At 69.8% G+C, this 26880-nt stretch carries 19 protein-coding genes and 4 tRNA genes; 20 read left to right on the top strand and 3 right to left on the bottom strand.

Annotated elements, in window-relative coordinates; genetic code table 11:
• Window positions 1-101 precede the first annotated feature (101 nt).
• Window positions 102-182: transfer RNA gene (locus tag ABD658_RS03455), tRNA-Leu, on the bottom strand.
• Between the two features lie 154 nt (window positions 183-336).
• On the opposite strand from ABD658_RS03455, the gene ABD658_RS03460 reads away from it, so the two are divergent.
• Together ABD658_RS03460 and ABD658_RS03465 are read left to right on the top strand one after the other, a co-directional pair.
• Window positions 337-957 carry an ANTAR domain-containing response regulator gene (locus ABD658_RS03460; RefSeq protein ID WP_344743862.1) on the top strand — a complete coding sequence of 207 codons (621 nt, stop codon included), beginning with the start codon at window positions 337-339 and terminating at the stop codon, window positions 955-957.
• 64 nt (window positions 958-1021) lie between these two features.
• The gene (locus tag ABD658_RS03465) at window positions 1022-1537 is read left to right on the top strand and encodes an SRPBCC domain-containing protein (protein WP_344685363.1); all 516 of its coding nucleotides are present in this window, start codon (window positions 1022-1024) and stop codon (window positions 1535-1537) included.
• Between the two features lie 48 nt (window positions 1538-1585).
• Here the strand turns inward: ABD658_RS03465 and ABD658_RS03470 are convergent, their stop codons facing one another.
• Window positions 1586-2830 carry a LysR substrate-binding domain-containing protein gene (locus ABD658_RS03470; protein WP_344685365.1) on the bottom strand — a complete coding sequence of 415 codons (1245 nt, stop codon included), beginning with the start codon at window positions 2828-2830 and terminating at the stop codon, window positions 1586-1588.
• 94 nt (window positions 2831-2924) lie between these two features.
• Here ABD658_RS03470 and ABD658_RS03475 point away from each other — a divergent pair, with 94 nt between their 5' ends.
• From ABD658_RS03475 to ABD658_RS03560, 18 genes are all read left to right on the top strand, one after another.
• Entirely contained in the window at window positions 2925-3977 is a 1053-nt protein-coding gene (locus tag ABD658_RS03475) for an EamA family transporter (RefSeq protein ID WP_344685367.1), read from the top strand.
• Complete coding sequence (gene ilvD / locus ABD658_RS03480) at window positions 3958-5706, top strand: dihydroxy-acid dehydratase (RefSeq protein ID WP_344685369.1); 1749 nt, start codon at window positions 3958-3960, stop codon at window positions 5704-5706. Before ABD658_RS03475 ends, ilvD begins: the two co-directional genes overlap by 20 nt.
• 303 nt (window positions 5707-6009) lie before the next feature.
• Entirely contained in the window at window positions 6010-7887 is a 1878-nt protein-coding gene (locus ABD658_RS03485; protein ID WP_344685371.1) for an acetolactate synthase large subunit, read from the top strand.
• A 2-nt stretch (window positions 7888-7889) separates the two neighbouring features.
• On the top strand, window positions 7890-8423 hold the full coding sequence (ilvN, locus tag ABD658_RS03490) for an acetolactate synthase small subunit (RefSeq protein ID WP_085437541.1): 534 nt from the start codon (window positions 7890-7892) through the stop codon (window positions 8421-8423).
• A gap of 58 nt (window positions 8424-8481) precedes the next feature.
• Window positions 8482-9507, top strand: a complete 1026-nt coding sequence (ilvC, locus tag ABD658_RS03495; RefSeq protein ID WP_070159520.1) for a ketol-acid reductoisomerase — start codon at window positions 8482-8484, stop codon at window positions 9505-9507.
• A gap of 95 nt (window positions 9508-9602) precedes the next feature.
• The gene (gene serA, locus ABD658_RS03500) at window positions 9603-11204 is read left to right on the top strand and encodes a phosphoglycerate dehydrogenase (protein WP_344685375.1); all 1602 of its coding nucleotides are present in this window, start codon (window positions 9603-9605) and stop codon (window positions 11202-11204) included.
• A 45-nt stretch (window positions 11205-11249) separates the two neighbouring features.
• Window positions 11250-12857 carry a methionine--tRNA ligase gene (gene metG, locus ABD658_RS03505; RefSeq protein WP_344685377.1) on the top strand — a complete coding sequence of 536 codons (1608 nt, stop codon included), beginning with the start codon at window positions 11250-11252 and terminating at the stop codon, window positions 12855-12857.
• A 108-nt stretch (window positions 12858-12965) separates the two neighbouring features.
• Window positions 12966-14078, top strand: coding sequence for a 3-isopropylmalate dehydrogenase (locus ABD658_RS03510; protein WP_070159523.1), 1113 nt, complete (start codon window positions 12966-12968; stop codon window positions 14076-14078).
• A gap of 69 nt (window positions 14079-14147) precedes the next feature.
• Entirely contained in the window at window positions 14148-15221 is a 1074-nt protein-coding gene (locus ABD658_RS03515; protein ID WP_311023983.1) for a branched-chain amino acid aminotransferase, read from the top strand.
• A gap of 70 nt (window positions 15222-15291) precedes the next feature.
• Window positions 15292-16065, top strand: coding sequence for a fumarylacetoacetate hydrolase family protein (locus tag ABD658_RS03520; RefSeq protein ID WP_344685381.1), 774 nt, complete (start codon window positions 15292-15294; stop codon window positions 16063-16065).
• A gap of 27 nt (window positions 16066-16092) precedes the next feature.
• On the top strand, window positions 16093-17601 hold the full coding sequence (gene gltX / locus ABD658_RS03525) for a glutamate--tRNA ligase (protein ID WP_344685383.1): 1509 nt from the start codon (window positions 16093-16095) through the stop codon (window positions 17599-17601).
• Window positions 17598-18329, top strand: a complete 732-nt coding sequence (locus tag ABD658_RS03530; RefSeq protein WP_344685386.1) for an HAD family hydrolase — start codon at window positions 17598-17600, stop codon at window positions 18327-18329. Before gltX ends, ABD658_RS03530 begins: the two co-directional genes overlap by 4 nt.
• Before the next feature lie 71 nt (window positions 18330-18400).
• A tRNA-Gln gene (locus ABD658_RS03535) sits at window positions 18401-18472 on the top strand.
• 79 nt (window positions 18473-18551) lie between these two features.
• Window positions 18552-18624, top strand: a tRNA-Glu gene (locus ABD658_RS03540).
• An 83-nt stretch (window positions 18625-18707) separates the two neighbouring features.
• Window positions 18708-18783, top strand: a tRNA-Glu gene (locus ABD658_RS03545).
• A gap of 129 nt (window positions 18784-18912) precedes the next feature.
• Window positions 18913-21429, top strand: a complete 2517-nt coding sequence (locus ABD658_RS03550) for a helix-turn-helix transcriptional regulator (RefSeq protein WP_344685388.1) — start codon at window positions 18913-18915, stop codon at window positions 21427-21429.
• Window positions 21426-24071 carry a LuxR C-terminal-related transcriptional regulator gene (locus tag ABD658_RS03555; protein ID WP_344685390.1) on the top strand — a complete coding sequence of 882 codons (2646 nt, stop codon included), beginning with the start codon at window positions 21426-21428 and terminating at the stop codon, window positions 24069-24071. Before ABD658_RS03550 ends, ABD658_RS03555 begins: the two co-directional genes overlap by 4 nt.
• A gap of 67 nt (window positions 24072-24138) precedes the next feature.
• A complete protein-coding gene (locus ABD658_RS03560) occupies window positions 24139-25431 on the top strand; it encodes a thiamine-phosphate kinase (RefSeq protein ID WP_344685391.1) in 1293 nt (430 codons plus the stop codon).
• Between the two features lie 87 nt (window positions 25432-25518).
• Here the strand turns inward: ABD658_RS03560 and ABD658_RS03565 are convergent, their stop codons facing one another.
• A complete protein-coding gene (locus tag ABD658_RS03565) occupies window positions 25519-26847 on the bottom strand; it encodes a UDP-glucose dehydrogenase family protein (protein WP_344685392.1) in 1329 nt (442 codons plus the stop codon).
• Between the last annotated feature and the right edge of the window lie 33 nt (window positions 26848-26880).

The following is a 26880-nucleotide window of genomic DNA, read 5'->3' on the forward strand; positions in this document are numbered from 1 at the left end:
GGCACCGACGACGAAGGGCCTCCGAACCCGGGGGTTCGGAGGCCCTTCTGTCAACGATGATCTGAGACATCTGTCAACGATGTCCCGATACATCACACCGGTGCCCGAAGCGGGACTCGAACCCGCACACCAGGGGTACCGCATTTTGAGTGCGGCGCGTCTACCAATTCCGCCATTCGGGCTGGTACCTGCACCTCCCGAGGCTCGGCTGCGGCGTCGCAACGGTCTCCGAGGTGCCCCCACAGCATACCGGGCGATACCCTGAGGGGGACAACTGGCTCGCCCACCTGCCGTCCGGCGCCGAGCCGACGGCGACGACCTCATCCAAGGAGAACGGTGACTGAAGAGCAGCAGTCCGCCCAGGGCGCGGACGCCCCGGCAGAGAACGAGGGCCGTCGGGTCCTCGTGGCCGAGGACGAGACCCTCATCCGCCTTGACATCGTGGAGATCCTCACCGGCGCCGGGTATCAGGTGGTCGGGGAGGCGGACAATGGCGAACAGGCGGTGGAGCTGGCACGCGAGCATGTGCCCGACCTGGTCGTCATGGACGTCAAGATGCCGAAGATGGACGGCATCACCGCGGCCAAGACCATCGCGGAGGAGGGACTCGCCCCGGTCGTCATGCTGACGGCCTTCTCCCAGCGGGACCTCGTGGAGTCGGCGCGTGAGGCCGGCGCCATGGCGTACGTGGTGAAGCCGTTCACGGAGAACGACCTCATCCCCGCGATCGAGGTCGCGGCGGCTCGATTCGACGAGATCCGGGCGCTGGAGGAGGAGGTCACCGATCTCGCCGACAAGTTTGAGACTCGTAAGCTGGTGGACCGGGCCAAGTCCCTGCTGACCACCAAGATGGGGCTGAGCGAGCCTGAGGCCTTCCGCTGGATCCAGAAGACCTCGATGGACCGCCGCCTCTCCATGCGGGAGGTTGCGGAGACCGTGGTCGACCAGATGGGCTGATTCCGCCGGGGACGAGGCGCGCAGGAGCCTTCGCACCGACGGTGCGTGCCGCAGGGGGCTGAGGATGACAGACAGGATCTCGACGGAGATGCACCTGGTGCGCCCGGAAATCGGCGACCCGGTGCTCCACCTGCGACGGCGGCTCCCGCACCGGCCCGACGTCGTCTGGGCCGCGCTCTCCGATCCGGAACAGATGAGTCTGTGGCAGCCCTGCCGCATCGAGCTGGAACCACGTCCGGGCGGGACCATTCGATTCCTCTTCGAGGGGGAACCTGCCGAGGAGTCACGCCTGAGCCGATGGGAGCCTCCCCATCGGATGGCCTACGACTGGTCCGGAGAACATCTGGAGTGGGGTGTCGCGGAGGACCTCAGCGGTGGCCACGGCGGCGCCGAGCGGCCGGCAGCCAGCCTGCTCCGACTGAGCAACTCGATCGTCGATGAGCAGTGGGTCGGGCACATCGCCGCAGGATGGGACCTCTGCCTGCACGCGCTCGAGGATCTGCTGGCCGGACGTCCGATCGACGCCTCCGCCCGCCCGGACGAGGAGACGGTCGCCCGCCTGCGTGCCCAGCTGGGCTGAGTCTGGACCCCCAGCCGGCGCGTCTCGCCCGATCCCTGGAGCGTCGCCTCACGCCTCGCCGGTGCCGTCCACGTCGAAGTACACCGGATGGTGGCGACGGCAGCCCGGGTTGAATCGCGCGGCGCAGGCGGTGCACCGGTCGGTGTCCAGATATTCGGCGATGCTGAACCGGTGCCGGCACACTCCGCACAGCAGAGCCTCGGCCTCCCGCCGCGCCGCCGGCCAGGGGAGCACCGGGTGGTCCTCCGCCTCGGCGTGACAGTGCAGGCAGGGGTACCAGCGTCCGCAGCAGTGGAAGCGGATCGCGACGACGTCGAGGGCAGAGGCGTAGTGTGCGCAGCGTGTCTCAGCGTCCACCAGAGAGCCGCCGACCTCTCCCTGCTGGAGCTCTCGGTGGGTCTCCTCCAGGGCGGCCCCGGCCTCCTGGAGCGTGGTCGTCACCGTGCGGACCGCCAGGCGGGCGTGGCGATCGGGTCGGCTCAGCGCGACGATGGTCCGCACGGCCCGCACTCCGGCCAGTGGACGCAGCACCAGTCCGCTCCGGGGCCTGGTGGTGAATCCAGGAAGGACGGCGGCACCCATCCCGGAGACCACCAGAGACTCCACCAGTCGGTTGTCCCGCAGCCGTAGCCGGCGGGGGAGGGCGGTGCCGAGCCTGTCCTCCATCGCCACGAGCACTGTGTCGAACGGATACCCCTGGGGTACGCCGATCCAGTCCAACCCGGCGGCCTCCTGCGGGCCGATGACCTCGGCGGCTGCGGCCGGATGGTCAGCCGGCAGGGCGACCCTGAGGGGTTCACGCGCCAGCACCGTGCAGGTGAGCCCCTCCGCCCCGACCGGCACGTCACCGCTGAGGCTGTGGGCGATGACGACGTCGGCATCGTGGGCCCGCGCCGCATAGTCCCCTTCGGCAAGGTCGAAGTCATCCAGGTCCAGCGTGATGCGGGTCTGGTCGAGACGGCTCAGCAGGCCGGGCATCAGCGCCTCGCCCGCACTGGGCAGGGTCCCCACGGACACGACGCCGGACGGTCGACCACGGCGCGCATCGAGCCTGGCCTGCAGCAGTGCCATGCGCTCGGCGATCTCCTCCGCGCCGGCGGCGAGCAGCTCGCCCTCCGGGGTGAGTCTCACCGTGCGGGAGCTGGGTTCCACCAGCGGCACGCCGAGGTCCCGTTCGGCCGCGCGCAGCTGCTGGGACACGGCCGACGGTGAGCGATGGGTGGCTTCGGCGACGGCCGCCAGCGTTCCGCGGGCCGCGATCTCGCGCAGCAGCTCCAGATGTCGGTGCTCCATGGCGTCATGATCGCACTGATCCTTCAGTTCTGCTTCACATGACATGAAGATCTCTGCGCTGGTGCTGATGTGTCCGTGCCGGAAGACTGTGGCCATGCCGATCCGTCACGTGGTCCTCGCTCTCGCCGTCGCCGTCCTGTGGGGGCTGAACTTCTTGGCGATCCATCTCAGCCTGGAGCAGTTCCCGCCGCTGTTCCTCGTCGCGCTGCGTTTCGCCCTCCTGGCGATCCCTACTCTGCTGCTGGTGCCGCGCCCGGACGTGCCGCTGCGCTGGCTGCTCGGCTATGGCCTGGGGTTCGGGACCCTGCAGTTCTTCGGTCTGTATCTGGGCATGGCCGCGGGGTTCCCGGCCGGGCTGGCGTCCCTGGTGCTGCAGTCCTCAGCTCCGTTCACGGTCCTGCTGGGCGCCCTGCTCCTGCGTGAGAGGCTCAGCGGCCGGCGCATGGCGGGAGTGGCCGTGGCCGTGGTCGGTCTCGGCGTCGTAGGGCTGACTCGAGGTGGGCTGGACGGCTGGATTCCCTTCCTGCTCGTCGTCCTGGGCGGGTTCGGCTGGGCGCTGGGGAATCTCGCCTCACGGCAGGCCAGGGCCCCGCAGCCCATGCACCTGGTGCTCTGGATGACAGTGGTCCCCCCGCTGCCCATGCTGGCGCTCTCCGTCGCCGTCGAAGGGCCCGTCCAGATCGGCGACGCGCTGGTCGGCGCGTTCACGGCAGAGGCGCTGCCGGCATGGCTGGGACTGCTCTACACGGTCATCGCGGGCACGGTCATCGGCTCCGCCGTCTGGGTATGGCTGATGGCCCGGCACCCCGCCAGCACAGTGGCGCCCTTCTCGATGCTCGTGCCGGTGGTGGGAATCCTCGCCGCCTGGGCCTGGCTCGGAGAGGTGCCGCTGCACGGTGAGATCCTCGGAGGCGTCCTGGTGGTCGGCGGGGTGCTGTGGGCCAACGGGCGGTCGCGGCCTCGGCGCGACGGGGCGTCTGCCGGGACGGCGCCTGTCCCGGCGCCTCCCCGGCAGCGGGGTGAGCCGTCCCCATCGGCGCCGGGCCACGCCACAGCACCTGTCTCACATACCAGAACGACGGCGAGGCTCATCCCGGTGCGTCCCCTGGCGGGTATACGATCTGGCTATGGCACAGAGCACCAGTGAGGACACTCCGTTCACCCCGCCGCAGCCGGTCACCGGGCCCTCCAGCGCGGAGAAGCCCCGCAGCTGGCAGGTCACCGACGGCTACACCCGCGCTCCCGCTCGCGGCATGCTCCGCGCCGTCGGCATGGGCGACGAGGACTTCTCCAAGGCCCAGATCGGCATCGCCAGCTCCTGGAACGAGATCACGCCCTGCAACCTGTCGCTGGACCGCCTGGCCCGCGCATCCAAGGAGGGCGTGCACTCCGGGGGCGGCTACCCACTGGAGTTCGGGACCATCTCCGTCTCGGACGGGATCTCGATGGGCCACGAGGGGATGCACTACTCACTGGTCTCCCGCGAGGTCATCGCGGACTCCGTAGAGACCGTCATGCAGGCCGAGCGCCTCGACGGATCCATCCTGCTGGCCGGCTGTGACAAGTCGCTGCCGGGCATGCTGATGGCCGCCGCCCGCCTCGACCTGTCCTCCGTCTTCCTCTACGCCGGCTCGATCATGCCCGGCGTGGCGCGCTTCTCCGACGGCACGGAGAAGGAGGTCACCCTCATCGACGCCTTCGAGGGCGTGGGAGCCTGCGCCCGCGGCACCATCAGCGAGGAGGATCTGGACGTCATCGAGCGGGCCATCTGTCCGGGCGAGGGCGCCTGCGGCGGCATGTACACCGCCAACACGATGGCCGCCATCGGCGAAGCCCTGGGCATGTCCCTGCCGGGTTCGGCCGCGCCGCCGTCGGCGGACCGGCGCCGGGACAGCTACGCCCACCGCTCGGGCGAGGCCGTGGTGAACCTGCTTCGGCAGGGCATCACCACTCGAGACATCCTCACCAAGCCGGCCTTCGAGAACGCGATCGCCGTGACCATGGCCTTCGGCGGGTCCACCAATGCGGTGCTGCATCTGTTGGCCATCGCCCGCGAAGCCGGGGTGGACCTGACCCTGGAGGACTTCAACCGCATCGGGGACAAGGTGCCGCATCTCGGCGACCTCAAGCCGTTCGGCCAGTATGTGATGGCGGATGTGGACCGGGTCGGGGGAGTGCCGGTCGTCATGCGGGCGCTGTTGGACGCCGGACTGCTCAACGGTGACTGCCTGACGGTCACCGGCAGAACTGTGGCGGAGAACCTGGAGGCCATCAATCCGCCGGACATCGACGGCAAGATCATCCGCTCGCTGGACAACCCGATGCACCACAACGGCGGCATCGCCGTGCTGCACGGCTCGTTGGCTCCGGAGGGGGCGGTGGTGAAGTCGGCCGGATTCGACGCCGAGGTCTTCGAAGGGACCGCCCGCGTGTTCGAACGCGAGCAGGCCGCCCTGCAGGCGTTGGAGGAGGGGCACATCCAGTCCGGCGATGTCGTCGTCATCCGCTACGAGGGCCCCAAGGGCGGGCCCGGTATGCGAGAGATGCTGGCGATCACCGGAGCCATCAAGGGCGCAGGACTCGGCAAGGATGTCCTGCTGATCACCGACGGGCGCTTCTCCGGCGGCACCACGGGACTGTGCATCGGGCACATCGCCCCGGAGGCCGTCGACGGCGGCCCCATCGCCTACATCGCCGACGGCGACACCATCCGGGTGGACATCGCCGGTCGCTCCATCGACCTCGTGGTCGAGGAGGAGGAGCTCGAGCGTCGTCGGCAGGACTGGACTCCGTTGGAGCCGTACGTGACCACCGGAGTGCTCGGCAAGTACGCCAAGCTGGTCCGCTCGGCCGCCGAAGGAGCCTTCTGCGGCTGACGGTCCACACAGTGAGACGGGGTCACGGTCTGTTGACACCCGCCACACGCCGGGGAAGCATGGGGGCCATGCGTCACCTGCTACGAGTAGCCGTACTCGCCGCCGGGGGAGAGGTGGAGTGATTCATCCTCCTCAGGGCGGCCCGAGCTCTGCTCACAGCGGGCAGGTCGACGGCCGCATCCTGAGATGACGCGCACGCTCACCCCGGTAGAGAGCCCCAGCAGGGTCGCTTCTCTGTCGGGGTTCCTTCTTTCCGGGTTCCCGCATCACCCGCCCATGGGACAGGACAACAGGAAGTCAACGATGAGCAGAACACCTGCGACGAGCCCCGCGGCATTGGCCGCGAAGAAGCCTCGCCCGAGTCATACGACCTCGGCCGACCGCCGTCTCTACGGTCCCGGCCGTCCGGTGGAGCCGGTGGAGGTCACCGGCTCCGAGTCGATCATCCGCAGCCTCGAGGCGCTCGGCGTGACCGATGTGTTCGGCATCCCGGGCGGCGCGATCCTGCCGACCTATGACCCGCTCATGGACTCCTCCACGGTGAACCACATCCTGGTCCGCCACGAGCAGGGAGCCGGCCATGCGGCCCAGGGGTACGCCATGGTCACCGGGGAGGTCGGAGTCTGCTTCGCGACCTCCGGACCCGGTGCCACCAATCTGGTCACACCGCTGGCGGACGCCCACATGGATTCGGTCCCGATGGTGGCCATCACCGGTCAGGTCAATGCCCAGGTGATCGGCACCGACGCCTTCCAGGAGGCCGACATCGTCGGGATCTCCACTCCGATCACCAAGCACTCGTTCCTCGTCACCGATGCGGACACGATCCCGCAGGTCATGGCGGAGGCCTTCCACCTGGCCTCCTCGGGCCGACCCGGGCCCGTCCTGGTGGACATCACCAAATCTGCGCAGACTGCGAAGACGACCTTCTCCTGGCCGCCGACCATCGAGCTCAACGGCTACCGCCCGGTGACCCGTGGCCATGCCAAGCAGGTCCGTGAGGCCGCCAAGCTCATCCGCGAGGCCCGCCGACCGGTGTTCTACCTGGGTGGCGGCGTCATCAAGGCCGATGCCTCCGAGGAGTTCCGGGCGCTCGCGGAATCCGTCGGCGCCCCGGTGGTCAACACCCTCATGGCCCGCGGGGCGTTCCCTGACTCCCACGAGCTCAATGTCGGAATGCCCGGGATGCACGGCACCGTGGCCGCCGTCGCGGCCCTGCAGCGCTCGGACCTGCTCATCACCCTCGGTGCCCGCTTCGACGACCGCGTCACCGGTCAGCTGGCCACCTTCGCCCCCGACGCGAAGGTCATTCACGCGGACGTCGACCCCGCGGAGATCTCCAAGAACCGCCTGGCGGACGTGCCGATCGTCGGCTCGCTGAAGGAGATCATCCCCGAGCTCGACGCCGCCGTCGCTGACCTCTTCGAGAAGGAAGGGGCCCCGGACCTGGACGGCTGGTGGCGCCAGCTGCGGCGTTTCCAGGAGACCTACCCGCTGGGCTGGACCGAGCCGGAGGACGGCGCGATCGCACCGCAGAATGTCATCGAACGCATCGGCAAGGCCGCCGGTTCCGAAGCCGTCTATGTGGCCGGCGTCGGGCAGCACCAGATGTGGGCCTCCCAGTTCATCGACTACGAGCGTCCCCGGCAGTGGCTGAACTCCGGAGGGCTGGGCACCATGGGCTACTCGGTGCCGGCAGCCATGGGTGCCCAGGTCGGCAACCCGGACCGAGTCGTCTGGGCCATCGACGGCGACGGCTGCTTCCAGATGACCAACCAGGAGCTGGCCACCTGCGCGATCAACAACATCCCCATCAAGGTGGCCGTGATCAACAACTCCTCGCTCGGCATGGTGCGCCAGTGGCAGACGCTGTTCTATGAGTCCCGCTACTCGAACACCGACCTGAACACCGCCTTGAACCCCTCTGGCGAGGAGGTCGTCCGGATCCCGGACTTCCTGAAGCTGGCCGAGGCCTACGGCTGTGTGGGTCTGCGCTGTGAGCGCGAGGAGGACATCGACGACGTCATCGCGCAGGCCATGGAGGTCACCGACCGTCCGGTGGTCGTCGACTTCGTGGTGAGCCGTGACTCGATGGTGTGGCCCATGGTGCCTGCCGGAGTCTCGAACAGCGACATCCAGGTCGCGCGCAACATGACGCCGGACTGGGACGAGGAGGAGTGACCATGACCAGCCCTCAGCCGAACCCCGGCACGCAGCGCCGCACCCTGTCCGTGCTCGTCGAGGACGTGCCCGGTGTTCTGACCCGCGTCTCGGGCCTCTTCGCTCGTCGCGCGTTCAACATCGACTCCCTGGCCGTCGGCCCTTCCGAGATCGCCGGGCTCTCCCGGATCACGGTCGTCGTCGACGCCGATGCGGAGCTTCTCGAGCAGATCACCAAGCAGCTCAACAAGCTCATCAACGTCATCAAGATCATCGAGCTGGCGCCGGAGAACTCGGTGCAGCGCGACCACCTGCTGATCAAGGTCAAGGCCGACTCGCCGACCCGACTCCAGGTGACCCAGGCGGTGGACCTCTTCCGCGCCAAGATCGTGGACGTCTCCGTGGACTCGCTCACCATCGAGGCCACCGGCGCCCCTGACAAGCTCAACGCCCTCCTGGAGGTGCTCGAGCCCTACGGGGTGCGCGAGATCGTGCGCTCCGGCACCCTGGCCATCAGCCGCGGGTCGAAGTCCATGACCGACCGGGCGCTCCGCTGAGCGACCGGCTCCCATACGACATCCGAACAACTCACCCATCATCCAAGGAGATCTCGACGTGACTGACCTCTACTACGACGACGACGCAGACCTGGCGGTCCTCAGCGACAAGAAGGTGGCCGTGATCGGCTACGGATCCCAGGGGCACGCCCACTCGCTCTCCCTGCGGGACTCCGGCGTGGACGTGCGGGTCGGTCTGAAGGACGGCTCGAAGTCCAAGGCCAAGGCCGAGGAGCAGGGGCTGACCGTCAAGCCGGTGGCCGAGGCCGCCGCCGAGGCTGACATCATCATGATCCTGGTCCCGGACCAGCACCAGGCCGACGTGTACGCCTCAGAGATCGCTCCGCATCTGTCCGCGGGCAACGTGCTGCTGTTCTCGCACGGTTTCAACATCCGCTATGGCTTCATTACGCCGCCGGAGGACGTCGACGTCGCGATGGTCGCCCCCAAGGGCCCGGGCCACGTGGTGCGCCGCGAGTACGAGGCCGGCCGCGGAGTGCCGGCGCTGATCGCCGTGGAGCAGAACCCCTCGGGTCGGGCCAAGGACATCGCGCTGGCCTACGCGAAGGGCATCGGCGGCACGCGTGCCGGCGTCATCGAGACCACCTTCACCGAGGAGACCGAGACCGACCTCTTCGGCGAGCAGGCAGTGCTCTGCGGCGGCGCCTCGCAGCTGGTGCAGTACGGCTTCGAGACCCTCACCGAGGCCGGCTACAAGCCTGAGATCGCCTACTTCGAGGTGCTCCACGAGCTCAAGCTGATCGTGGACCTCATGGTCGAGGGCGGCCTGACCAAGCAGCGCTGGTCCATCTCCGACACTGCCGAGTTCGGTGACTACGTCTCCGGCCCCCGGGTCATCTCCCCGGAGGTCAAGGAGAACATGAAGGCCGTGCTGGCCGACATCCAGGACGGGACCTTCGCGAAGCGCTTCATGGACGACCAGCGCAACGGCGCCTCCGAGTTCGCGGAGCTGCGTAGGAAGAACGAGTCGCACCCGATCGAGTCCACCGGGCGCGAGCTGCGCAAGCTGTTCTCCTGGATCACCCAGGAGGACGACTACACCGAGGGCACCGCGGCCCGCTGAGCGGCTAGAGTGTGTGGGGTCGGGTCGCCGTGCGACCCGGCCCCACATGTCTGACCGCAGAACCCCCGACCATCAGCACCGAGAAGAAGGACACTGTGAGCAGCAACCGCCCCGTCGTCGTACTTGCCGAGGAACTCTCTCCTGCCACCGTCGAGGCCCTCGGGCCCGACTTCGAGATCCGCCAGTCCGACGGCACCGATCGTCAGCGGCTCTTCGCCGACGTCGCCGACGCTGAGGCGATCATGGTGCGCTCCGCCACCACGGTGGATGCCGAGGTGTTCAGCCACGCCCCTCGGCTCAAGGTCGTCGCCCGCGCGGGCGTCGGTCTGGACAACGTGGACATCAAGGCCGCCACGGCCGCCGGCGTCATGGTGGTCAACGCCCCGACGTCGAACATCGTCTCCGCCGCGGAGCTGACCTGTGCCCACATCCTGGGGCTGGCCCGGCACATCGCCCCCGCCACCCAGGCGCTGAAGGGCGGGGAGTGGAAGCGTTCGAAGTACTCCGGCGTGGAGTTGCAGGACAAGGTCCTCGGCGTCATCGGGCTCGGCCGCATCGGCGGGCTGGTGGCCGAGCGGATGAAGGCCTTCGGCATGGAGCTCATCGCCTACGACCCCTACGTCACCTCGGCCCGGGCCCACCAGATCGGGGCCCAGCTGGTGAGCCTCGACGACCTGTTCGCCAAGGCGGACGTCATCACCATCCACATGCCCAAGACCCCTGAGACTCTGGGCATGCTCAACCGCGAGGCCTTCGAGAAGATGAAGGACACCGCCTTCGTCGTCAACGTGGCCCGCGGCGGTCTCGTCGACGAGGCGGACCTGGATGCCGCTCTGGCGGAAGGCCTCATCGGCGGCGCGGCCATCGACGTCTTCTCCTCCGAGCCGTCCACGGACCTGCCGTTCTTCGGTCGGGAGAACGTCGTCGTCACGCCTCACCTGGGAGCCTCGACGTCGGAGGCCCAGGAGAAGGCCGGGGTCTCCGTGGCGCGTTCGGTGCGTCTGGCCCTGGCGGGCGAACTGGTGCCCGACGCCGTGAACGTGGCCGGCGGCGCGATCGACGAGCTGGTCCGCCCGGGCATCCCGCTGGTCGAGAAGCTCGGCCGGGTCCTCAACGCGCTCGCCTCCGACGCCTTCACCGACATCGAGACGGAGGCCGCCGGGGAGCTGGCGGAGCACAACGTCGACGCCCTGCAGCTGGCCGCGCTGAAGGGGCTGTTCACTGACGTCGTCTCCGAGCAGGTCTCCTACGTCAACGCGCCCGTTCTCGCCGAGCAGCGCGGCATCGCCACCCGGCTGACGACCACGCCCGACGTCGAGGACTACCGCAACGCCCTCACCGTGCGCGGGGCCACTGCCTCCGGGGTCAACCTGGAGGTCCGCGGCACGCTGACGGGTCCCAAGCAGATCGAGAAGATCGTCGGCGTCAACGGCTACGACCTTGAGATCCCGTTGACCGACCACCTGGTGATCTTCGAGTACGCGGACCGCCCCGGAGTGGTCGGAGCACTCGGCCGCATCCTCGGCGAGGCGGAGGTCAACATCGCCGGAATGCAGGTCTCGCAGGACACCCGGGAGGAGCGGGCCCTGGCCGTGCTGGCCGTCGACGCGGCCCTGCCCGCCGGAGTCCTGGACACCATCGCCCAAGAGGTCGGGGCGGCCCTGGCCGCCGAGGTCGACCTCGAGGACCGCACCTGAGCCTGGACCGCGTCTGACCGGAGAGGAACTGAGGGACCACCTGAGATGTCTCAGCCTGCCTACTACCTGACCACGGCGATCACCTACCCCAACGGTGAGCCGCACATCGGCCATGCCTACGAGTACATCTCGGCGGACGTGATGGCCCGATTCAAACGGCTCGACGGCTACGACGTCCGCTTCCTGACAGGGACCGACGAGCACGGCCAGAAGGTCCAGCAGACCGCGGACCGTGAAGGGATCACCCCGTACGAGCTCGCCACGCGCAACGCTCAGGCCATCAAGAAGGTCGACGACGAGGTCCTCGGCATCTCCTATGACCGGTTCATCAGGACGACCGACGAGGACCACTACGCCGCCTCGCAGGCCATCTGGCGCCGCATGGTCGACGCCGGAGACATCTACCTGGACCGGTACGCCGGCTGGTACTCGGTGCGGGACGAGCGGTTCTTCGCCGAGGACGAGACCGAGGTCCGGGAGGACGGTGGACGCTACGCCGTCGAGACCGGCACTCCGGTGACCTGGACGGAGGAGGAGAGCTACTTCTTCCGGCTCTCCGCGTACCAGGAGAGGCTGCTGGAGCTCTATCGCTCCCACCCCGAGTTCGCCGCTCCGGCGAGCCGCTTCAACGAGGTCATCCGGTTCGTGGAGGGCGGTCTGGAGGACCTGTCGATCTCACGGACCACCTTCGATTGGGGCGTGCCGGTGCCGAAGGACCTCACCGCGGGGGACACGGAGCTGGACCACGTGATGTACGTGTGGGTGGACGCGCTGACCAACTACCTGACCGGTGCGGGCTTCCCGGACACCGACTCCGAGCAGTTCCGTCGTCGCTGGCCCGCCGACCTGCACATCATCGGCAAGGACATCTCCCGGTTCCACTGCATCTTCTGGCCGGCGTTCCTGATGAGTGCGGGGCTGGAGCTGCCACGTCGGGTGATGATCCACGGATTCCTGCACAACGCGGGCGAGAAGATGTCCAAGTCGGTGGGCAACGTGGTCGCGCCCGCCGCCTGGACGGAGACCTATGGGCTCGACGCGGTGCGCTTCTTCCTGCTGCGCGAGTTCCCGTACGGGCAGGACGGCTCCTACACGCATGAGGCCGTCGTCGGGCGCAAGAACTCCGACCTGGCGAACAACCTGGGCAACCTGGCGCAGCGCTCCCTGTCGATGATCGTCAAGAACTGCGACGGCGCACTGCCGAGCCCGGGAGAGCTGACCGCCGAGGACCAGGCGATCCTCGACCAGGCCGCGAGCCTGCTGGAGATCAGCCGGACCGCTTATGAGAAGCAGGACTTCCACAGGGCGTTGGAGCGGACCTGGTACGTGCTGGGGGAGGCCAACGCCTACTTCGCCGAGCAGGCGCCGTGGCAGCTGAAGAAGACCGATGTGGCGCGCATGGGCACCGTCCTGTGGGTGACAGCGGAGGTCCTCCGCCGAGTGGCCCTGCTGATCCAGCCCGTCATGCCGGAATCCGCCACCCGACTCCTCGACGCTCTGGGCGTGGACGCCGGAGGGGACGCCGGGGCCACCAACGCCTCCAACACCGGCCCCCGCAGCTTCTCGGCCTTCGGCGAGGAGCTGATCGGCGGATCACCGATCGACAGGCCCCAGCCGATCTTCCCCCGCCACGAGGAGCCCGCCGCCGTCTGACCCGTCCCCGCGGTCCGGGAGCGGCTCGCCCGGGCCGCGGTCTCAGATGCTGAGAGTCCCGACCTCCGCTCTCGCCGAGGCCCGCGGCGAGCACCTAGCCTGAGTGGCATGGCTGACATCGTTGCAGAGACTGCCGCCGGCGCGTCCGTGGACCCGTCCGGCACCACGTTCGACTTCGCCGTCATCCCCGGCGACGGGATCGGCCCTGAGGTGATCGCCGAGGCACGCCGGATCCTCCAGGCCGTGCTGGACTCCGCCTCCGTCGAGGCCACCTGGACCGAGTACTCGTTGGGCGCGTCCCACTGGAAAGACACCGGGGAGACCCTCTCGGAGGAGACCCTCGAGCGGCTGCGCGGTCACGACGCGATCCTCTTCGGGGCCGTGGGGGCCGACCCGCAGGACACCCGCGTCCCCTCGGGACTCATCGAGCGTGAGCTCCTGCTGAAGCTCCGGTTCAGCCTGGACCACAGCATCAACCTGCGTCCCGCCCGCACCTATCCGGGCACCGCGACGCCGCTGGCCGGGGACCCCGAGATCGACTTCGTCGTGGTCCGGGAGGGCACCGAGGGGCCCTATGTGGGCAACGGGGGCACCATCCGTCGGGGCACCGCCCATGAGCTGGCCACCGAAGTTTCGCTGAACACCGCACACGGGGTGCGCCGTGTCGTCGCGGACGCCTTCGCCCGGGCCGAGCGGCGCCGCGGCCGACTCACCCTGGTGCACAAGCACAACGTGCTCACCCATGCCGGGGACCTGTGGCGCCGCACCGTCGAGGCGGCGGCCGCCGAGCACCCGGCCGTCAGCTGGGACTACATGCATGTCGACGCCGCGACGATCCACATGGTGCAGGATCCGGGCCGCTTCGACGTGATCGTCACGGACAACCTCTTCGGAGACATCCTCACCGACCTGGCCGCCGCTGTGACCGGAGGGATCGGCCTGGCAGCATCAGGGTCCATCAACGCCGAGGGGACCGCTCCGTCGATGTTCGAGCCCGTCCACGGATCTGCACCCGACATCGCGGGGCAGCAGATCGCCGATCCCACGGCCGCTGTGCTCTCCGGGGCGCTGATGCTGCAGCACCTCGGTCTGACCGAAGCTGCGAGCCGTCTGGAGCAGGCCGTCCACGCCCAGCTGGCCGCCTGGGCGGAGGAGCCGGAGGGCTCCCGAGGGCTGAGCACCGCCCAGCGCGGAGAGGCCATCCTCAGCCGCCTCGGTTGAGGCGCTTCTCAGCGGCTCGGTCGGCGGTAGAGTGGACCGCATTCACAGAACGAGCGAAAGGCTGCTCCCATGAAGTTCGACGTCACGTCACACCCCGAGCCGACGCCGGAGGCCCGTCGCCAGCAGATCCTGGCCGACCCGGGCTTCGGCACGAACTTCACCGACCACACCGCGGTGATCGACTGGACCCAGGACGCCGGCTGGCACTCTGCCCGTATCGAGGCCTACGGCCCCATCACCCTAGATCCCGCCGCCGCCGTGCTGCACTACGCGGAGGAGATCTTCGAGGGGATGAAGGCCTACCGGCACGCAGACGGCGGCATCTACACCTTCCGCCCCTATGCCAACGCCCGGCGCATGAACCGCTCGGCCCGTCGGATGGCGATGCCGCAGCTCGACGAGGAGCTGTTCGTCCAGTCCCTGGAGGAGCTGCTGGCCCTGGACGCCGGTTGGGTTCCCTCCGGCGAGGGCGAGGCCCTGTACCTGCGTCCGTTCATGTTCGCCACGGAGGCTTTCCTCGGCGTGCGGCCCGCCCGGGAGTTCACCTACCGGGTGATCGCCTCCCCGGCGGGAAACTACTTCGGCGGCGAGCTCAAGCCCGTGCGCATCTGGGTCTCCCGCGACTTCGCCCGGGCGGCTCCCGGCGGCACCGGCGACGCCAAGACCGGCGGCAACTACGCCGCCTCTCTGGCCGCCCAGGCGCAGGCTTCGGAGCAGGGCTGCGACCAGGTGCTGTTCCTGGACCCGCTGCATGACAACGCCATCGAGGAGCTGGGCGGCATGAACGTCTTCCTCGTCACCTCCGATGGACGCCTGATCACTCCCGAACTCACCGGCACCATCCTCGAAGGCATCACGCGAGACTCCGTCATCCAGCTCGCCAAGGATCGCGGCATGACGGTCGAGGAGCGGCGTGTGACCCTGGACGAGTGGGACCGAGGGGTCCAGGACGGCACCATCACGGAGGTCTTCGCCTGCGGGACCGCCGCGGTCATCACCCCGATCGGGGAGCTGCGCGACGGTGACCGCACCATCGCGTCCACCGGCACCGGAGACGTCACCCAGGCCATCAGAGACGAGCTGCTGGGCATCCAGACCGGCGTTGTGGAGGATCGCCACGGCTGGATGCACCGGCTCGCCTGAGAGCCCTGCCACATAGGATCCTGCCCGGGGCCTCCGCGAGGACGGGCGCCGGGGCGATAGGGTGGGATGCATGCGCATCGCACGTTTCGTCACCGACGCTGAGCCCGCCTTCGGAGTCGTCGCCGGAGAGCCCGGGCAGGAGACCATCACCGAACTCATCGGGGACCCTTTCTACCAGGGCATCCAGCAGACCCAGAACACCCAAGACCTGCAGGATGTGCGGCTGGTCGCGCCGATCATCCCTCGCAGCAAGGCCATCGGGGTGGGCCGCAACTACGCGGACCACGCCAAGGAGATGGGCAATGAGCTGCCGGTCTCTCCGCTGCTGTTCCTGATCCCCAACACCGCGGTGTCCGGGCCGAACGAGCCCGTGACGCTGCCCTCCTTCTCCGAGGAGGTCAGCTACGAGGTCGAGCTGGCCGTGGTGATCGGCCGGATCTGCAAGGACGTGCCCGTCGAACGCGTCGACGACGTGATCTTCGGCTACACCGTCGGCAACGACGTCACCGCGCGCGACGCCCAGCGCAGCGACGGCCAGTGGGCCCGGGCCAAGGGATTCGACGGCTCGATGCCGCTGGGGCCCTGGATCGAGACCGAACTGGATCCCGAGGGCCTGCGCATCACCGGTCGCCTCAACGGGGAGACGGTCCAGGACGGCACGACCTCGGACATGGTCTTCGGCGTCCCCGAGCTCGTCTCCCACATCTCGCAGGCCTTCACCCTGCTGCCCGGTGATGTGATCCTCACCGGCACCCCCGCCGGCGTCGGGCTGGTCTCCTCCGGGGACCGCTTCGAAGCCGAGATCGAGGGGATCGGCACCCTCGTCACCCATTTCCGTCGTTAGATCATCCACAGGAGCCACCACACCGTTATGAGCATCCCCGTCGTCGACGCCTCCACCCCGGTCCGCGTGAGGTTCTGCCCCTCGCCGACCGGCACGCCCCATGTGGGCCTCATCCGCACCGCGCTGTTCAACTGGGCCTATGCCCGGCACACCGGCGGCAAGCTGATCTTCCGCATCGAGGACACCGACGCCGCCCGGGACTCGGAGGAGTCCTACCAGCAGCTTCTGGAGGCGCTGCGCTGGCTGGGCCTGGACTGGGACGAAGGCGTCGAGGCCGGGGGAGACCATGGCCCCTACCGACAGTCCCAGCGGGGCGAGATCTACGCGGACGTCCTGAAGCGGCTCCAGGACGCCGGGCATGTCTACGAGTCCTTCTCCACTCCGGAGGAGGTCGAGGCTCGGCACCGGGCGGCCGGACGTGACCCGAAGCTGGGCTATGACAACGCCGACCGCGACCTGACCGATGAGCAGATCGCCGCCTACCGCGCCGAGGGACGTGAGCCGGTGCTGCGACTGCGGATGCCGGACGATGACCTCACCTTCACCGACCTGGTGCGCGGGGAGATCACGTTCTCCGCCGGCTCCACGCCGGACTTCGTGGTGGCTCGGGCCAACGGCAAGCCGCTCTACACCCTGGTGAATCCCGTGGACGACGCGCTGATGGAGATCACCCATGTCCTCCGGGGCGAGGACCTGCTGTCCTCCACGCCGCGTCAGATCGCGCTGTACCGCGCACTCCACGACGTCGGGGTGGCCCGGCACATGCCGCTGTTCGGGCACCTGCCCTATGTGATGGGGGAGGGGAACAAGAAGCTCTCCAAGCGGGACCCGGAGTCGAACCTGTTCCACCACCGGGACCGTGGCTTCATCCGTGAGGGGCTCCTGAACTACCTGGCGCTGCTGGGCTGGTCGCTGTCGGCGGATGAGGACATCTTCACCGTCGAGGAGCTGGTCGAGCACTTCGACGTCGCCGATGTGCTGGCCAACCCGGCGCGCTTCGACACGAAGAAGGCCGAGGCGATCAACGGCACCCACATCCGCCGCCTCGAGCCCGGCGACTTCCGGGACCGCCTGGTGCCGTACCTGCAGGCGCTCGGTCTGGTCGGTGACGAGCTGACGGCCCGGGAGGCACGGATCCTCGACGGCGCGGCCCCGCTGGTCCAGGAACGGATCGCGCTGCTGGGCGAGGGGGCGGACATGATGGCCTTCCTCTTCGTGGCGGACGCAGAGCTCGTCATCGAGCCGAAGGCCTTCAGCGGTTTGGGGGAGGACGTGCTCGGCACCGTCGACGCCGCCGTCGCCGCTCTCGACGCACTGAACGACGACGACTGGACGACGGAGGCCATCGAGGAGGCGCTGCGCACCGCACTGGTGGACGGCCTCGGGCTGAAGCCGCGCAAGGCGTTCGGCGCCGTGCGCTCGGCGGTGTCCGGTCGGAAGGTCTCCCCGCCGCTGTTCGAGTCGATGGAGCTGCTGGGTCGGGAGTCCTCGCTGGCGCGTCTGGCCCGCTTCCGCGCCGAGGTCGCCGCCCGATGAACGCCTGCGGGGTGCTCTTCGACGTCGACGACACGCTTGTGGACCTCGAGAGCGCGATGCGCGCGGCGTTCCGCGACTTGGCCTCGGTGCATTGTCTCCAGGAGGGGACGGTGTGGGAGGACGCGGCCTGGGAGGCTGCGCTGGGCACCTTCTGCGAGGACGCCGGGGGCCAGTACGCGCGCTATCTGGCGGGTGACCTGAGCTTCCTGGAGCAGCGGATCGCCCGCGTCCGGGACGCCTACCGGGCGGCGGGAGCGCCCGTGCCGGACCCGCAGAGCCTGCTGCGGTGGGAGGACGAGTACGAGCAGGTGGTCCGTCGCCGGTGGCGTCCGTTCGACGACGTGCCGCATGCGCTGGACCGCCTGCGGCACGCGGGTGTGGCGGTCGGTGCGGTGACGAACAACGTGGCGGACTATCAGCGGGAGAAGCTGCGCATCGCCGGTCTGGAGAGCATCGAGGTCGTCGTGGGCACCGACACTGTCGGCGCGGTCAAGCCCGATGCGGCGATCTTCCATGAGGGGGCGCGACAGCTCGGGCTGGCTCCTGAGCAGTGTGCCTATGTGGGGGACAACCCCGTCGTCGACGGCGCGGGCGCGCGGGAAGCCGGACTGGTCTCCGTCCTGGTGGATCGGCGGGACCTCGTCGACGCTCCTGCCGGTGTGACGAAGGTCTCCACGCTCGAGGCCGCCGTCGATTTTGTGCTCGGGGCACCTGCTCGTGTAGAGTAGTTTCCCGTTGCGGGGCGCACGGAAACCTCGAAGGAGCGATCCTCAAGGGCCGAATGTCCGGCAGACACCGATGGGCTATGGTGTAATCGGCAACACAGCGGTTTCTGGTACCGTCGTTCTAGGTTCGAGTCCTAGTAGCCCAGCTCGATCCGTTCTGCGGATCGAAAATCCAGTGGAGACACTGGTGCGGCCCTCGGAGACGAGGGCCGAACAATGATATAGGGCCCCATCGTATAGCGGCCTAGTACGCCGCCCTCTCACGGCGGTAACGCGGGTTCGAATCCCGCTGGGGTCACGGTTGGTGGTCTCTCATCCCTGCGGGGGTCGGAGACCATCTCTCCGTCAGCTGTCTGCGCAGGCTGCTGGAAAAGTGAATATGGCCCCATCGTATAGCGGCCTAGTACGCCGCCCTCTCACGGCGGTAACGCGGGTTCGAATCCCGCTGGGGTCACCATATTCGGAAATGCCTCGGATCTTCGGATCCGGGGCATTTCTCGTCGGTGGACATGGCAGAAGGCGGCGACCTCTTCCCGACAGCCGAGGACTTCCCTAGGATGCATGATGTATCGCTGAAAGGTGGTCCATGTCCCGCGCAGGCTCGGCCATTGTGCCAGGCGGCGCCTCACTCAGCTCCTGGGAGGCCCAGCGCCGGCAGGCACAGGAGCACTGGCAGTCATGCCCGGCACCCGCACTTCTGGTCGAGGGAGAGCATGGGCTGGCCCCGGAACGGATGGTCCACCAGATCGCCCGACGCACCGAGACGCACCTGGTGGAGATCGACGACCTCCACCGCCTGCCACGGCTCGGTGACCTGAGCGACCTGGGTGACCTGGGTGACCTGGGCGACCTGGCCGACGCCGAGGCGGCCCGCGCACAGGCCCCGACGACGGCGCTGCTGCTTCGTGACATCACTCGTCAACCTCCTGCCCACCTCGAGGCCGTCGACGCCGTGCTCAGAGCCGGCGCCGTCCCGGTGGCGGTCACCGCCCGCCCAGGGCCTGAGTACGGGCACCGGTTCGTCCGCGCAGCCGGTCAGGGCAGAGGGCTGCGCCTGAGGATACGTCCGCAGACCTTCCACGACACGGCGAAGACGCTGGCGGAGATGCTCGGGGCCCCTCCCACCGCCGCGCTGGCCCGCCTGATGCACCAGCATTCCCAGGGACGGATCCTCGAGCTGGAGAACCTCGTGGCGATCGGGACAGCCGAGGGCTGGATCGTCGACTCAGCCGGACGAGCGGCGGTCGCGCGGCTGCCTGCCTGGACGGATCGACGCACCAGGTCGCTCGTGGTCGACCGGCTCGCCGCGGCTGTCGGAAGTGACGGTCTGGAGGTGATGCGGCGGCTCGCCGGCCGAGGCCCCCATGAGCTGGAGGAGCTTCTGCACGGCGACCAGCCCCCTGAGGCGGTCTTCGCCCTGGAGGCCGAGGGTCTGGTCCGCCTGACGGGACGCACCGCGTCGCTGACGCACGCTCTGCATCGGCACGCCCTGCGGGAGCCGGGGGCGTCCGCGGGGAACCCCACTGGACGGGACGTCGCTGGACCCGGCAGCACCGCACAGGGCGAGGGCCACGACGCCCTCGTCGCGGCCGCGGCTCTGCTGGGCGCCGGAGAGATCACCGCGATGCATGTCGCGCTGCTCAGTGCCGACGGAACGGGGACCGGCGAGTCCTGCCCGCCAGAGCCCGGTGCGGGGCGTCCCCCGGGCATGTTGGCCGAGGCGCCGGACCCCCGAGTGCGCTGTCTCTCCGCTGCCGCGCTGGCGGCCACCGGAGAGATGCACGCCGCGTTGGCGCTGCTGGGCCCGCCGCACGCCGACGTGCGGTCCGCGAGCCTGCCCGGGACCCTGCATGCCTTCATCCGATGGGGCCTGCTCCAGGACAGGATGGGACGCCCCCATCACCTCGGGACGGGTTCTGAGACCGGACTCGCCGGACGACTGCGGTCCTTCCACGCGGGGGGTCCGCGGGAGTCCCTGCGCCGATTCTCGCCACCGGCACGGCGCCCCGCGGAGGGCTCGTCCCGCGGAGGAGAGCAGATCCTCCCCGATCTGGACGCCCGCCGTCTCGAACGCTGTGTCGCCCTGGCCTTGGAGGCCTACGCGGCGGCCCAGCTGGATGAATGCGCGCGGGCCCGGGAGTCGCTGGCGGAACTGGAGGCGATCGGCGAGCCGGGCGTCCCGGTGGTGTGTCTGTCCTGGGTGACAGACCGGATGGGCGTCGCCCGCACTCTGCTGGACCTCAGCCTGCCGACGGTCCCCGGGGCCTTCCGGGACCGGCAGCCTCCTGAGCGGATGCTCCTCACAGCCCAGGCCGCCGGTGCGGTGGAGCTCTTCGCGGAGGTCGCCCGCGGCACCCCTCCTGAGGAGCTGCGGGAGCGCCTGGACGACCTGTGGAGCCAGTTCGAGGCCGAGGGACCGATCGGGCATGTGACGCGTAAGCATCTGGAGGCCCTGGACTTCCTCGTCGACGGCGACAGGTCCCGTCAGCTCCAGGGCCCGCCCGGAGCGTCGGTGGCGCTCGTCGGAGAGAGTCTCGCGGATCCGTGGGTGACGGTGATCGTCGAACTCGCCCGACTCCTGCATGCCCCGGTCGAGGAGCTGACGGCGACGCTTCGCGCTCGCGGAAGCCGGACCGAGGCGCTGCCCGGGGTGCGCAGGCTCATGGTTCGCTGTGTGGCGCTGCGCCGAGGCCATGACCTGCCGATGACCGCGCTGATGGAACTGAGGCGAGCGTGCCGACGCCTGGACGTCGAGACCGAGCTCGTCGATCTGCTGACCGCGCATCTGGCGGATGATGATGCGGCGAAGGACGAGGCCGAGGAACGCCTGCGACGCCGACGTCCGCACCTGCGGCCGAGGCTGGAGGGCTCCGGCCCCGGCCCGGGCGGTCCCGTGTGGACCCAGGCGCGCATGCTGCTCTCGCCCAGGGAGCAGGAGATCGTCGAGCTGCTGCTCCGGGGGCTCTCTACGGCCGATGTCGCCGATCGGGCCGGGATCAGCGTCAGGACGGTGCAGACGCATGTGCGGCATGTGTATCGCAAGCTGCGGGTGACCTCCCGCACCGAGCTTCGGGCGCGGCTGATCAGCAGGAGCACGCCATGATGCTGCCCTCTCCGCTGCTCGTCGACGCCCCAGACCTCCGCCCAGACCGTGCGATCGCGGATGCGGTGCTGGGGTCGCACCCGCGTGATGTGGTGCTGGCGCTGATGCCTGCCCTGTGGGGAGCCGAGGAGCTGGTCCTGCGGCTCGGCGAGCGGGCACCGCTGTATCGACTCCACGACGCGACCGCGGGCATCCCGCCCGGGCATCCGACAGGCGGACTGCTCGTGCTGGACGAGCCCGCGGGCCAGGACCCGTCCGCCCTGGAGGCCCTCATCGCGTCCGCCGCGCAGGCCCGTCACCGGCTGGTGATCCCCCTCCGGAGCGACCTCGACGTCCCCACACCCGTCAGGGCCCACGGGGGGACGGGGAGGGTCGTCCTCGCGGGCGTGCGCCGCCTTCGTCCCGAAGAGGTGGTCGAGGCGATGGTCCGTCACCTGGAGGGACCGGTGACGTCCTCGGCGGCGCGCCGTGTCGTGATGCTCAGCGACGGACAGCCCCAGGCGGTCCGGATGGTGCTGGAGCGCGCTCGACGGACGGGTGTCCTCCACGCCGTCGACGGGGCATGGCGGTGGCGGTCCCAGGACCAGCCCTTCCGGTGGGCCTTGGCCGAAGGGCTGCCCGAGCTGCTGGCGGGCCTCGACGCGGCCGAACATGAGCTGCTGCGTGTCATCTCCTGCGCCTGGAGGCTTCCGGAGTCCTGGGCGATGGGGCGTTTCGGCGTCGAGGTGGTGGACAGCCTCCTGGCGCAGGGCCTGATCTCCGCGACGGACGACACCCCGCACGGTCCCACCGTGCTCGCGGTGAGGTCGGGGATGCTGGATCTCGGGCTGAGCACGGAGCTGCGGCCGGCAGAGGACGCTCGGCTCTGGTACACGGCCGGGTCCGCCGTCCACCAGGAGGCGGTCGGTCCCGCCGCCCAGGCCGGGCTCGCCTGGTGGGCCGCTCGAGTGGGCCGGTCGATCCCGGCCGGAGAGGCCCTCAGCGCCGCCGAAGCCGCACTGCAGCGGTCCTGGCCGCGGGCGGCGCTGAGCATCCTCGACGCCGCCGCGGGGCATCCCGACGGTGCGCGGACAGCTGCCCGGGTCCGCAGCCTCCTGGGGCTCGGCCGCGTCAGGGAGGGAGTGCGGCACATGGAGGAACTCGTCGACGCCGCGCAGCCGCCCCTGACGCCGGGGTTCGCCGCGGTGCTGCGTGAGGTGCTCCTGCTCGCTCATCGACTCGAGCTCTTCCGTCCCGAGCTCGTCGGTCCGGTGCGGCGTCGGCTGTCAGCCGCTCTCGGCCCTTCGGCGACTCCGAGCATCGACCGGGTCACCGTGCTGCTCGAGGAGCCCTGTTCGGCCGGTGCCGCAGACCCGGAAGGGCTCGGGGAGGTGCGTCAGTGGCTTCGCGAACTCGGTCGGGTCCGCGAGGAGGCGCCGCGGGACGAAGGCGTGATGGCTCAGCTGATCATCGGCACTCGACTGGGGCTGCGGCGGCATCCGGACTTCGGCAGACTGGTGCTCTCCTCGCTGGTCGACGAGCTCTCCGCCGACGGCGGCAGCCCGGACGTGGAGGAGTGCGCCCGCGCGGTGCTGCAGATGCTGACCATGATCGCCGGCTGGCGCACGGACACTCTGCGCCTCGAGCTGGAGGCCTGGCGGCACGCCGACGGCGATGCCGGCACGGCCCTTGCCGTGGACGACATCATCGGCGCCGTGGCGGCCATGCAGAGGGACCGCATGGCCACCGCCGCGCAGCTGGCCGTCGCAGCGCTGGAGGCGTGGTGGGAGGACGATCCCTACGGCCTCGCGGGGTTCGCCGCAGCCGTCCACGCCGCCTGCGCCTCCTACGTGGGCCCGGTGCGCCACCGGCAGGCCCGCGAGCTCCTGCAGGAGGTCACGCAGGGGGAGGGACGCTCGGTGACGTGCGGCGAGACGGGTCTGCCGGAGCTGCGCCTCGTCTCCGAGGGGATGGCGCTCATCGGCGGCGGCCCGCCGGCGCAGGAGGTGGCCCACCAGCTGGCGAGCCTCGGAGCGAGGGCCCGAGCCGCAGGGGAATGGGCGCAGGAGCAGCAGCTGCTGCTGCTCAGCGTGCTCAGCGGGTGGCGGCCCGCCGCGCAGGCCATCCTCAGCTCCTCCTGGGTCCGATCGGGCGGCAGGGCTCGGATGATCGTCCTGCTCGCCGAGGCGATGACGACCGATTCCGGAGATCGTGCGTTGGAGATCGCGGAGACGCTCCTGGACGCCGACGCGGAGTTCTTCGGCTGCTCCATCCTGCTGGTGCGTTGGCAGTCTCGGGCCGAGCTCGACGTCGGCCAGCGCGCTCGCCTCGTCGGGGCGGTGCGCCGGGCCCAGCGGTCCGCCCCGGAGGCGTCCTGGGTGCTGGGGGCCTTCACGGAGCTCGCCCTGAGCCTGCGGGAGCACCGGGTCCTGACCTTCCTGCAGGAGGGGTTGAGCACGCGGGAGGCCGCCGCGGAGCTCCACCTCTCGCCGCGGACGGTGGAGGCGGTGGTCTCCGGGCTGCTGCAGCGATTCTCCTGCCGGAACCGGCTGGAGCTGCTGCAGCTGGGACTGGTGGAGGACGAGCCGCCGGCACAGGACCAGCAGACGGCGGAGGCCACCGGCCGCGGGTGGCCCCTGGCAGGCCCGCCAGGTGCGGGGTGATCGGTGAGCCTGACGGGCGGCAAGGACCGGGGGAGGGGTGCCGGGGTCTGCATGGGATCATGGAGACATGTCTGACCTGCGCCGACAGGACTCGGCCCTCTCCGCCGACGGCTCCGTCCATCCGGCCCCGGTGCCGCTGAGACCTGACGCCGGGGCTCACACTGATGCTCACACTGATGTTGACACTGATGCTGACACCGTCGGGCGGCTGGGTGAGGACCGCGTGCTGTCCGCCCTGCGCGAGGTCATCGACGCCCACAACCGTGAGGCCCTCCGCGCCGAGGCCGCCACGCAGAGCCGGGCCGCCGAAGACGCCGCCGTCGGACCGATGCCGGTGGGACCGGGTGACGACGCCGCGGTCCTGCAGCTTGCGGACCATCGGCTGGTGGCCACTACGGACACCATGAGCGAGGGCCAGGACTTCCGGCACCGCTGGTGGCCCGACCCTGCGCAGGCGGCGCGGAGCGTCGGTGTCAAGGCCGCCGCCCAGAACCTCTCGGACCTCAGCGGCATGGGGGCGCGGCCGACGGCTCTGCTGGTCAGTCTGACGCTGCCCCCGAGCACCGCCGTGTCCTGGGCGGTCGGCGTCATGGAGGGCATCTCTGAGGCAGCCTCGGTCGCCGGTGCGGCGGGATGCCTGATCGCGGGCGGGGACCTGGGCTCGGGGGAGACGGTGTCCGTGACCATCACCGCGTTGGGGCGTCCTGCTGGTGCCACGAGCCTGCTGCGCGACGGCGCCCGTCCGGGAGACCAGCTCGCCGTCTGCGGAGCACTGGGGCATGCGGCGGCCGGCCTGCGCCTGCTGGAGTCCGGGCTGCAGGCTCCCGAGCCGACGGAGGGGCTCGGCGGCGGGATGCTGGAGGCCTGCCTGAGGGCTCAGACCTACCCGGCCCCGGACCTCACCGCGGGGCCGCGGGCGACCGCCGCCGCCGCCACCGCCGGCATGGACGTCTCGGACGGGTTGCTGCGCGACGCGGCCCGGCTGGCCCGGGCCTCCGACGTCGCCCTGCTGCTCGACACCGACGCGCTGCGGGAGCAGGCCGCCGCTCTGGAGGGGATCGCCGACCGTCTGCGGCCCCGAACGGGTCAGGATGTCCAGGAGGTCCCTGAGACGCAGGAGGCCCACCCTGCGCCGTCGTCGGGGGCCCTCTCGGAGGTCGCGATGACGGCCCTGCGGCTCGTGCTCCACGGCGGCGAGGACTACGCGCTGCTGGCCACCTTCCCAGGTGGGTCCCCGCTGCCCGCGGGGTTCCGCCGCATCGGCGAGGTGCGCAGACACGACGGTGCCCCCGGCGTGATCACCGGGGGCACCGTCGAGCGTCTTGTGGACGAGGGCTGGGACTCCCTGCGCGAGTCCTGATCCGCTGGCGTCCTGGACCGCCCGTGGTCAGAACTGCGCCGTCCGGGCTGGCCCTCAGCCGTGGCCGGACCCAGTCATGGCTGGGTCTCAGCCCTGCGGGAACATCCGGCCCAGCTGGGCGAAGGTCCATCCGGCGGACTCCCACTGGCCCGCGTCCAGCACGTGGCGCGCATCCAGGAAGTTCCTGGCAGCCACCACGTCCTCCAGATCCGCGGGCGTGAGGGCCTTGAACTCGTTCCACTCGGTGGTGAGCACCACGAGGTCGGCGTCCCGGGCCGCCTCGGCCAGCGAGTCGACGTATCCGAGCCGGGGGAAGCGCTTCGCGGCGTTCGCGTTGCCCTCCGGGTCGTAGACGAACACATCGGCGCCGGCGTTGAACAGGCGGTTGGCCACATCCAGGCCGGGGGAGTCCCGCACGTCGTCGGAGAGCGGCTTGAACGTCACGCCGAGCACGGCGATGCGCCGCCCGGCGAGGTCGCCGAGGATCTGCTCGGAGAGGGTGACCACGCGCTCGCGGCGACGCAGGTTGATCTGGTCCATCTCGTTGAGGAAGGTCATCGTGTGGTCCAGGCCGAGCTCGGAGACACGGGTCTGCAGGGCTCGGATGTCCTTGGGGAGGCAGCCGCCGCCGAATCCGACGCCGGCGTTGAGGAACTTGCGGCCGATGCGGGTGTCATGGCCGATGGCGTCCGCCAAGGTGCGGATGTCGCCGCCCACGGTCTCGGTCACCTCGGAGAAGGCGTTGATGAAGGAGATCTTGGTGGCCAGGAACGCGTTCGCGGCGACCTTGACCAGTTCCGCGGTCTCGAAGTCGGTGCTGACCCAGGGTGTCTCACGGCTGAGCGCCTCGGCGTAGACCTCGCGCAGCACGGCCTCGTCGGCCTCGGAACCGACGCCGACCACCAGCCGGTCGGGGCGGAGGGTGTCCTCCACGGCGAAGCCCTCGCGCAGGAACTCGGGGTTCCATGCCAGCGAGACGGAGACGTCGTCGCGGGACTCCTCGGCGATGAGGCTGCTGAGCCGACGCGCGGTGCCCACCGGCACGGTGGACTTGCCGACGATGAGGGAGTCCTTGGTGATGGCCTGAGCCAGGGAGACCGCGGCGGTGTCCACGTAGGTCAGGTCGGCCCCGGTGCCGCCGGCCTGCTGCGGCGTCCCGACGGCGATGAAATGGACGTCCGCCCATCCGCCGACGGACTCCAGGTCAGTCGTGAAGCACAGCCGGCCGGAGTCGACGTGGCGGCGGATGAGCTCCGGCAGGCCGGGCTCGTGGAAGGGCAGGTCTCCGCGGGAGAGATGTTCGATCTTCTCCGGGTCGACGTCGACGCCGACGACGTCGAAGCCCAGCTCCGCCATGCAGGCGGCGTGTGTGGCGCCCAGATATCCGGTACCGATGACACTGATGTTCTTGATCACGGACCCATCATAGGTGGGAGGTGACCGGCAGTG

This window comes from Nesterenkonia aethiopica, assembly GCF_039534665.1.
GTDB classification, from domain to species: Bacteria; Actinomycetota; Actinomycetes; order Actinomycetales; family Micrococcaceae; genus Nesterenkonia; species Nesterenkonia aethiopica.

Bases quoted from the DNA above. Each gene is read 5' to 3' on its own strand.
- ABD658_RS03465 (WP_344685363.1), top strand. From the start codon at position 1,022: ATGACAGACAGGATCTCGACGGAGATGCACCTGGTGCGCCCGGAAATC.
- ABD658_RS03530 (WP_344685386.1), top strand. From the start codon at position 17,598: ATGAACGCCTGCGGGGTGCTCTTCGACGTCGACGACACGCTTGTGGAC.
- ABD658_RS03510 (WP_070159523.1), top strand. From the start codon at position 12,966: ATGGCTGACATCGTTGCAGAGACTGCCGCCGGCGCGTCCGTGGACCCG.
- ABD658_RS03470 (WP_344685365.1), bottom strand. From the start codon at position 2,830: ATGGAGCACCGACATCTGGAGCTGCTGCGCGAGATCGCGGCCCGCGGA.
- ABD658_RS03560 (WP_344685391.1), top strand. From the start codon at position 24,139: ATGTCTGACCTGCGCCGACAGGACTCGGCCCTCTCCGCCGACGGCTCC.
- ABD658_RS03555 (WP_344685390.1), top strand. From the start codon at position 21,426: ATGATGCTGCCCTCTCCGCTGCTCGTCGACGCCCCAGACCTCCGCCCA.
- ABD658_RS03520 (WP_344685381.1), top strand. From the start codon at position 15,292: ATGCGCATCGCACGTTTCGTCACCGACGCTGAGCCCGCCTTCGGAGTC.
- ABD658_RS03550 (WP_344685388.1), top strand. From the start codon at position 18,913: ATGTCCCGCGCAGGCTCGGCCATTGTGCCAGGCGGCGCCTCACTCAGC.
- ilvN (WP_085437541.1), top strand. From the start codon at position 7,890: ATGACCAGCCCTCAGCCGAACCCCGGCACGCAGCGCCGCACCCTGTCC.
- ilvD (WP_344685369.1), top strand. From the start codon at position 3,958: ATGGCACAGAGCACCAGTGAGGACACTCCGTTCACCCCGCCGCAGCCG.
- gltX (WP_344685383.1), top strand. From the start codon at position 16,093: ATGAGCATCCCCGTCGTCGACGCCTCCACCCCGGTCCGCGTGAGGTTC.
- ABD658_RS03475 (WP_344685367.1), top strand. From the start codon at position 2,925: ATGCCGATCCGTCACGTGGTCCTCGCTCTCGCCGTCGCCGTCCTGTGG.
- metG (WP_344685377.1), top strand. From the start codon at position 11,250: ATGTCTCAGCCTGCCTACTACCTGACCACGGCGATCACCTACCCCAAC.
- ABD658_RS03515 (WP_311023983.1), top strand. From the start codon at position 14,148: ATGAAGTTCGACGTCACGTCACACCCCGAGCCGACGCCGGAGGCCCGT.
- ABD658_RS03485 (WP_344685371.1), top strand. From the start codon at position 6,010: ATGAGCAGAACACCTGCGACGAGCCCCGCGGCATTGGCCGCGAAGAAG.